Source organism: Sphingobium chungbukense (assembly GCF_001005725.1).
Lineage (GTDB): Bacteria > Pseudomonadota > Alphaproteobacteria > Sphingomonadales > Sphingomonadaceae > Sphingobium > Sphingobium chungbukense.
Genome location: NZ_LBIC01000012.1, coordinates 222234 through 228655 on the forward strand (window position 1 = coordinate 222234; position 6422 = coordinate 228655).

A 6422-nucleotide genomic window follows, 5' to 3' on the forward strand; every position below is an offset into this window, starting at 1 on the left:
AAGAAATTCCCAGCCGTCGGTCATCCCGTTCGGGCATTCACTCTGGGACGACAAATCATCTGGACCGCCTCAGTTCTACCGGACAAGACATCGAAGGCAGATCGAGAGCGCATGGAGGGCAGCGTGGCGGATTGTGGGCTGGGAATTATTCACTGGTGCAATTTTGACTGGCCCTCATTTGCCACATTGGCGACGGGGTTCGCCGCCGTGGCCGGAGCAGTGATTGTTGGAAGAAAACAGGCGGGCATCGCCGCGCGGCAAGCGGATATCTCGGACAGGCAGACCGCTATACTGGGTCAGCAGGTCGAACTCGAAACCGCGAAACTGCGGGCAGATCTGTTCGCGCGGCGTCTCGAAACCTATGAGGCCACCGCCAATTTCGTCCTGCACATCAGCGCATTGCCGGACACTGATCCGGAGGCTGAGGAACGGATCAGGCGCTTCAATGTAAAAATGCGCGAAAGCCAGTTCCTCTTCAGCGATCCCAACGTGTACCGCACGCTTATGGGCTATTGGGAAAAGGGCAATCAGGCTCGGACCGACCGGGCTATTTCTTTCGCCGAGCATGAAGAGGGCATCAGACACGACCCGGAACGCACGCGACGGATCATGGACTATCCTTCATGGTCGTTCGAGACTGCAGATGGGTTGGCTGACCTGTTCCGCCATGACCTGTCGATATTGAAAGGGGAGGGCGGTCATGGCGATCGGGACGCTAACTGATCACCTTGCGACCTATTGCCGCGCAACCTGATGACGCCTTCGCGCTCTTGCCTGGGCGAGCGCATCCCTGATTGGAATTGACCTGGCGGATGACATCACCATGTTTCGTCTTCCACTGCCATGATCATCTGGATCCCAAGCATCCAGAATTCAGTGCCGACGGCCGCTGCGATCGCGTCCTCTTCAGTCTTCGACCGCGCCATGAATTTCTCCAACCGCCGCTTGCGGTCCGTCCGGATGGTTTCCGGCGACGCCCGGCCCGGCACGCGATGGTCGCGCAGATCCTTTTTGACCTCGACCTGATGGTCGAAACGCCGAACCTCGTCCCTGTACTCAAAGCCCTCGAGCACGTCGTCCAGCACATCCTCGAGCGTCCGGTCACTCGACCTTATCTTCTCGGCGAACTGCTCGATCGCTTCATCGAGTCCGACGCCGAATATCCGCGAAGGCCGTGAGCAGACATAGACTCGTGCTTTATCGTAAACGATACGGTGCGGGCCATCAGGCTCACCCTCTGCGATGAGCGCCTCGCGAATTTCGGACGGACGCATCAGGGCCGAACGGTTCAACACCTCGCCGTCTTCAAATGCCTCCGAATAATCCGGCCAGTCCGAGAATTTCGGCGCGACATAATAGACTTCGGCGCCATCCTGCTCCGCCTTCAGCAGGGTCTCAAACTGCCCCTCAGGCTCTGCTGTATCGACGTTGAAGCGCCAGAAGGGACGGTCCAGATACGGTATCGTGTCGCCGGGATTGCTTCGCCGAAATCGCGTCAAAGATTGTCCCAGCTTGAACTGGAGCAGGAGCGGCGCGCCCCTCCTGTTGAAGCCCACGTCGAAGCCGATCTCCTTCTCGTGGATCAGGCTCGGCATGAACGGAACGGCCGCCAGTCCGGCTGCCTCGAGGAACCGCTCGACCTCTCTCGTTACGCCATAGCCGTAGGAAAATTCAGACAGCCGCTCATGAAGTTCGATCATTCTGCCGCCGCGGTCACTGAGGGATAGGATTTAACCGGAAAGCCCGGTTCCGCATAATCGGTGTATTTGCCGCTGTACCCAATTACGTGAAAGATGATCCAGTAGAGCAGGCGATAGATGCGGTGAAGCCCGTCAAGGCTGGTCTGAAGCTTGTCCTTCTCCAGATCGCCCTTCTTGACCTTACGGGTATGGACAGCGCGGTTTCTGGCCTTCGTCCAGGCGGAGATGTCATCCTCTAACAGCGCGCCGCCCGGCACCAGGCTCATCATCCTGTCGCGGGGTCGGACGTTGCCAAGTTGTCCCAACAGGCCCTCGATCCGCTTCCGACTGGTGTCCGAAACCCGCTCAGCCTCGAGCCAGTCCGATATGCCGTTCTGGACCCTTATAAGTTCCTCCGACAGGCCAGCGGGCTCATAGTCGATGAGACCGGCAAGGCCTTCGACGGCGACGCAAAGTCCTATAAGCCACCCGTCCAGCGAACTTTCACTGGCTCCCCTCAGGAGCGACAGGAAGCTGGTCGGCGGGCTCCACAGTCCATCATCGGGCAGCGAATCCAGATAGGTCATATAGACGCCGAGGAGTCTGATCACGTCGCGGGCGGAATGCGTTGTGTGGATTTCTAGCGGAGGATAGGAATGGACGCGCCTGAGGTGCGAGGCTGCGGCGCAAAGGCTCACGGTCCGTGATGTGGCGCTCGTCTCATCCACGATCGAGCAGGTCAGCGATTGCCCGACGACAAACTGTAACCCCTCCACCAGACGGCGTTCGAAGGCATCAGGGAACGGGTTTTCAGCGGCCGCGGTGATTTTTACCTGCTGATCCTGATCGGCTTCGACCGTCAGGCTGAACGAAAGGGCGCCCATCATGATATTGTAGGGGCCACCGATCAGCGCTTCCCAGTCTCTGTGAGACTGGTAGAAGAAATAGAGCTGGAGTGCCGGCGTCCCGTTTTTTCGTTCCTGAGTTCGCCGAAGCATCTGGGGCTTCGCAATTATCGTCCCGGCCTGCATCGGGAACGACAGGGACTCATGGATCAGCGATTTTCCTGCGTCCCAGACATCGGCATTGGGATCCATCGCCTGAATGTCGAAATATTCGTCATCAGCATAAAGCGATCCGGATGCCGACGCCATCTTGCGGTTCAGGAGATCGATCATATCCTGTCCGTTGGCGAAGGTGACATGGCATTTGATCTCGATCTGGCCGTCAGCATCCTGCCGGATAGTGCCCGGGCCCGTCAGGTCATCGTTGCTGTCCGTGCCGCACCGGTGAAACTCAAGTTTGGGCACGTCGAGGGTGAATCCGCCCTGGCGGAACAAAGCAATCGTCTCTTCGAACATCATTTCCGATTCTTGTCCCGACAGAGCAGCGCTGAAATGGACCGCTTCAGTGACAGATGGCCCGGGGAATATCTATTCGGCGGTTCATGATCCAACAAGATAGGAGCAGGCGACTTTGGTCGACCTCGCGCCGTCCGCAGGTTCAGCCTCTGCGAACCGGCACATGGAGCCCATTTTTCCGGGAGCCACAGTGTAGCGAGCGATTCCGGCGGTCTTTGTCGTTCCATCCGCTGTGTCGACAAGGCGAAAACTGACCAGCAGTCCCGCACTCGCAATCGCCGCGCCGGGGAGGCCAAAGGTGTGCAGAAGGCCGCAACGGCTGCGCCTTGTGCCGCTGGACGGTTCGACCAACCGCCAAAGCACAAGCGGGGAGTCGAGGGTGAATTCGGAAGCCTTCACAATCTATTATGAGAAGGTCAGTGCCGCTGAGCATGGCCATGACCGTCGCTGCGTTCGGCTTCCAAACTAATGTCTAGCCTGCAATGTAGGAGCAGGTCGCGGTTGGCGGCGTTCGTCCGGAGGTGGGATCGTTCGCCCGTGCGAAGCGCTTGATTGATCCCATTTTCGCCGGGGGAATGGCGCACCGCACGATTCCGGCTATTTCAGTTGATCCCTTCGCCGTGTCGATCAGACGGAAGCTGACAAGTAGCCCCGCGCTGACAAGGGCCGCTCCGGGAACGCCAAGAGTGTAGAGCAGGCCCGATCGGGTTCGGCTTGTACCGCCGGATTGCTCGACCGAGATGCGCAATGTCATTGGCGCTTTCAGGGTCGCGTCCTTGTCCGGGTCGTAAAGCTTTTCCTGTTGGACGGCGAGAGCAAGAGGCGCGACCGGCGCCTTGTCCGTCACTGCATTGAGCGCGAGCGCATAGGCATCGACCGCAGCTACGGCCGCCTTGACCTTGGTGTCTTCTGCGCAATGGCGCAGGGCGTCTGCATCGCTGAGCATCCCATTATAGCTTTTCAGTATCCCACTGTTGGCAGGATCGCCCTGCGCTTCCGACGGAATCTGAAGAGCCAAGCCGGTTGAAGCGTTGCCGAATATATCCGCAGCTTTCCACTTGGCGAGGCCAGCAGAATTTTCGACCGCCCTTGTTTCAGCGGCGCCATCCTTTTTGGTGGGAACACCGTCCAATGTGGCGCGCTGATTGAGCAGAATTGCAGCCAGCAATGCGCGATCTTCGACCACCAGCGGTATAGAAGCAAAGCTGGTCGATGTCGCAACTGCCGGGATGATATCTCCGACGGACAGATTGACGACCTTGTTGTCGAGAGTCCCGACGTAAAGGCCTTTTATCTTATCCTTTTTTTCCTGGTCGCCGTCATCTTTCTTCGCGCCGTCTGCCTTTTTTGGGTCCTTGCACATGTGCGTTTCTTTGATACCCGTCACATAGGCGTGGACGGCTTCAAGTCGCGTCTTCGTGGCATAGTAGGCCGCAGAATTGATCGTCTCGCTACGGGTCAGAAGAAGAACCCCGTTCGTGCCTATGCGCGAGCGCGTTAGGGCCACGATGGTCGCACCTGCCCGGTTGATCGCGTCGCTTTCCAGCAACGCCGCCTCAATTGCTCCTGCACCGGTGCCCAGCGTCGTCTTTCCATCTGCCGCTGTTATGCCCAGCGCCGCCGCGATACCGATTTTCTCGACATCATCGCTGTCATCGGCTGCAAGGGCAGGGTTCGCAGCGACAAGGCAGGTCATTGCGGTACAAGTCATCATATTGCGAAATCGGCTCATGTTCTTCCCCCATTAGAAACATGCGACCCTTATTATTTGAGATCTGGCACGAAGTTCTGGTGGCGGCAAATGATTCCGTTGAAATTAATATGTCTGATCAGAAATGTTGCTGGTACGAACAAGTGCCGTAGCATGGTCATGTTGGTGCTATATCCGTATCGGACGAGATGCTGGCGTCCGGGCGCGAGCCGTATTTGAAGTGGAGGACATAATGGCGAAATTCGAAGGGCGCGAGCTTCTCCTGATGAAGAAGGCCCTGAGCCTCGCCATTCTTGTGATCGAGCGGCAGCCCGACGGTCCCTTCAAGCCTGAATCTGATCTCGTCGATATGAAGGATCTCGCTGAGCAGTTGATGGCAGATGACACCGAACTGGAGCATTATCTGTCTGCGGCACAGAGAATCCTGACCGGGAAGCCCTGACCCTCTGGCTGTTGCTCTCGACTGACCGACACTAGCTGCTGAGCGCCCCGCCGTCGGCGGACGGGCTCTTACGCTGCGCGCCAAGCCCCTTGTGGGTCTTGGCCCTCCGGGTTTCGATCCCATGGCGCAGCTATGGACGCCGCTGGCGCGGCGGCGTCTTCTGGTGGGCCTCCCGAGGAAGCGGGATGGGCCGGCGCTCCCCTCTGACCCCGTCGCGGTCGGCGGCAACCCCCGTCGCTGACGCTCCAGGGGGTGCTCCACTTCGTTCCGCCCGTACCGGTGCCGCCGCCCGCTGTGCCGGGGCCCTCTGGTCGCCTTCGCCGCCCCACCCCGCTTTCCGGGGGGCCTGGTGCCGGGGGTAGGTTCGAGGAGGATATGATGGGACAAGAACCGACCCGTAGCGCCCGCCGAAAGGGGGGCAGGAAGCCAGCCGAAACAGGCGCGCCGCGCGCTAATCTCTATGATGAGGTGACGGCCCGTATCATCTTGGAACTGGAAGGGGGGCGTCTCCCTTGGGTGCAGCCATGGGGCAGCGTTGGGGGAGGGGTCGCGCCCGGCCTTCCGCGCAATGCCCTTACCAGCCGCTGCTATTCCGGCATCAATGTCCTGATCCTGTGGGGCGCGGTCATCGAAAATGCCTATCCTTCGCAGGGCTGGCTTACCTTCCGGCAGGCGCTGGAGGCGGGCGGCAATGTGAGGAAGGGTGAGCAGGGAACGACCGTGGTCTATGCCGACCGCTTCACCCCCGAAGCCGAAAAGACACGCGCCGAGGCCGAGGGCGGCGACGCAAAGACAATTCCCTTCCTCAAGCGCTTTACCGTCTTCAATGTCGCGCAATGCGAAGGGCTGCGCCCTGACCTTTCAGGCGACCCCGTGCCGCTGCCCGAACGTGAGATCGTGCCCGTAGCCGAAGCGGTCATCGCCGCCAGCGGGGTCGAGTTTCGCGTAGGAGGGGCCAGAGCCTATTATGCGCCCGGTCCCGATTTCGTTCAGGTGCCGCCACAGCCCGCCTTTTTCGAGCAGATCAACTATTATCGCACCTGCCTGCACGAACTGACCCACGCGACCGGCCACGCCAAGCGGCTGGATCGCAAAATCCTGAACCCGTTCGGCAGCAAGGATTATGCCCGCGAGGAACTGGTCGCGTTATCTGGACAGTCTGCGCCGCCCGCAACATTGCAGTAAGGTCGGCGATGGACGCCCACGGTAGGCAGTAATCAGGCTGGCCG

At 59.5% G+C, this 6422-nt stretch carries 6 protein-coding genes; 3 read left to right on the forward strand and 3 right to left on the reverse strand.

Going from position 1 to position 6422, the window contains the following annotated elements; all coding sequences use genetic code 11:
- Positions 1-111: 111 nt before the first annotated feature.
- Positions 112-723 carry a hypothetical protein gene (locus tag YP76_RS22365; protein WP_157035862.1) on the forward strand — a complete coding sequence of 204 codons (612 nt, stop codon included), beginning with the start codon at positions 112-114 and terminating at the stop codon, positions 721-723.
- A gap of 95 nt (positions 724-818) precedes the next feature.
- Here the strand turns inward: YP76_RS22365 and YP76_RS22370 are convergent, their stop codons facing one another.
- From YP76_RS22370 to YP76_RS22380, 3 genes are all read right to left on the reverse strand, one after another.
- Positions 819-1700: a hypothetical protein gene (locus YP76_RS22370; protein WP_046765796.1), complete on the reverse strand. Its 882-nt coding sequence runs from the start codon at positions 1698-1700 to the stop codon at positions 819-821.
- Positions 1697-3040, reverse strand: a complete 1344-nt coding sequence (locus YP76_RS22375) for a hypothetical protein (RefSeq protein ID WP_046765797.1) — start codon at positions 3038-3040, stop codon at positions 1697-1699. Before YP76_RS22375 ends, YP76_RS22370 begins: the two co-directional genes overlap by 4 nt.
- Before the next feature lie 472 nt (positions 3041-3512).
- Positions 3513-4589, reverse strand: a complete 1077-nt coding sequence (locus YP76_RS22380; protein ID WP_157035863.1) for a hypothetical protein — start codon at positions 4587-4589, stop codon at positions 3513-3515.
- Between the two features lie 394 nt (positions 4590-4983).
- Here YP76_RS22380 and YP76_RS22385 point away from each other — a divergent pair, with 394 nt between their 5' ends.
- Both YP76_RS22385 and YP76_RS22390 read left to right on the forward strand, forming a co-directional pair.
- Positions 4984-5193, forward strand: coding sequence for a hypothetical protein (locus YP76_RS22385; RefSeq protein ID WP_046765799.1), 210 nt, complete (start codon positions 4984-4986; stop codon positions 5191-5193).
- 378 nt (positions 5194-5571) lie between these two features.
- Positions 5572-6378: an ArdC family protein gene (locus tag YP76_RS22390; RefSeq protein WP_046765800.1), complete on the forward strand. Its 807-nt coding sequence runs from the start codon at positions 5572-5574 to the stop codon at positions 6376-6378.
- The last annotated feature ends 44 nt before the right edge of the window (positions 6379-6422 follow it).